Annotated in this window: 1 rRNA gene; it reads right to left on the minus strand. The window is 47.9% G+C overall.

Going from position 1 to position 1,939, the window contains the following annotated elements:
* Positions 1–1,939, minus strand: a 23S ribosomal RNA gene (locus BUB47_RS09790); the annotation flags it as partial.

Consider the following 1,939-nt stretch of genomic DNA (forward strand, 5'->3'; position numbering starts at 1 on the left):
CGCACGATTTCCATCCGTGCTGAGGGAACCTTTGAACGCCTCCGTTACTCTTTCGGAGGCGACCGCCCCAGTCAAACTGCCCGACTGACAGTGTCCCTCTCCCTGATTCAAGGGAGTAGGTTAGAATTCTAAGCTTAAAAGAGTGGTATCCAAACGGCGGCTCCATTAATACTGGCGTACTAACTTCTTAGCCTCCCACCTATTCTGTACATTTAACCTCAAAATCCAATGTCAACCTACAGTAAAGCTCCACGGGGTCTTTCCGTCCTGTCGTGGGTAAGCGGCATCTTTACCGCTACTACAATTTCACCGGATCCTTTGTTGAGACAGTGCCCAAATCGTTACACCTTTCGTGCGGGTCGGAACTTACCCGACAAGGAATTTCGCTACCTTAGGACCGTTATAGTTACGGCCGCCGTTTACTGGGGCTTCAGTTCTAAGCTTCGCTTGCGCTAACTCTTCCCCTTAACCTTCCAGCACCGGGCAGGTGTCAGCCCCTATACTTCGTCTTTCGACTTCGCAGAGACTTGTGTTTTTGGTAAACAGTCGCTTGGGCCTTTTCACTGCGGCCACATTGCTGTGGCTCCCCTTCTCCCGAAGTTACGGGGTCATTTTGCCGAGTTCCTTAACAAAGGTTCTTCCGCTCGTCTTAGGATTCTCTCCTCACCTACCTGTGTCGGTTTACGGTACGGGCGATATATATCTTGATAGTGGCTTTTCTTGGCAGTGTGGAGTCATATCCTTCTCTACTTGTTTTTCGATCCGCATCACACTTCAACCTTCACGTAGTACGGATTTGCCTATACTACAGTCTTTGTGCTTGCACGCCTCACCAACTGGGCGCTTCTACTATCCTACTGCGTCCCCACTTACTTTTTAACAACATATATCGGTACAGGAATCTCAACCTGTTGTCCATCGACTACGCTTTTCAGCCTCGCCTTAGGTCCCGACTTACCCTGAGTGGACGAGCCTTCCTCAGGAATCCTTGGGTTTTCGACGGGTGAGATTCTCACTCACCTCTCGCTACTCATGCCAGCATTCTCTCTTCTGTAAAGTCCACATTGGCTTACACCTTATGCTTCATCCCTTACACATTGCTCCTCTACCGATGTATTAATACATCCCACAGCTTCGGTATATAGTTTAGCCCCGGTTATCTTCGGCGCAGAGTCACTTGACTAGTGAGCTATTACGCACTCTTTAAATGTATGGCTGCTTCTAAGCCAACATCCTAGTTGTCTGAGTAACTCCACATCCTTTCCCACTTAACTATAATTTTGGGACCTTAGCTGGTGGTCTGGGCTGTTTCCCTTTCGACAATGAAGCTCATCCCACACTGTCTGACTCCCTAGTGTCTGATTTGGTATTCGGAGTTTGATAGGTATTGGTAACGCTATGCGCCCCGCAACCATTCAGTGCTCTACCCCCTTATCAGATACTCACTAGAGGCTAGCCCTAAAGCTATTTCGAGGAGAACCAGCTATCTCCGTGTTCGTTTGGCTTTTCACCCCTATCCACAGGTCATCCGATAACTTTTAAACGTTACCCGGTTCGAGCCTCCATTCAATTTTACTTGAACTTCACTCTGCCCATGGATAGATCACACGGTTTCGGGTCTATGACAACTAACTTTCGCCCTATTAAGACTCGCTTTCGCTTCGGCTTCGATACTTCATATCTTAACCTTGCTAATTATCATAACTCGCTGGCCCGTTCTACAAAAAGTACACGATCGAGGATCAAGTCCTCTTTCGCTGCTTGTAAACATTAGGTTTCAGATTCTATTTCACTCCCCTCCCGGGGTTCTTTTCACCTTTCCCTCACGGTACTCGTTCACTATCGGTCACCAAGTAGTATTTAGCCTTAGGAGGTGGTCCTCCCATATTCCCACAAAGTTTCTCGTGCTCCGTGGTACTCTTTTATGCTGATTTGTCTT

The organism is Anaerosphaera aminiphila DSM 21120 (assembly GCF_900129925.1).
Classification (GTDB): domain Bacteria; phylum Bacillota; class Clostridia; order Tissierellales; family Peptoniphilaceae; genus Anaerosphaera; species Anaerosphaera aminiphila.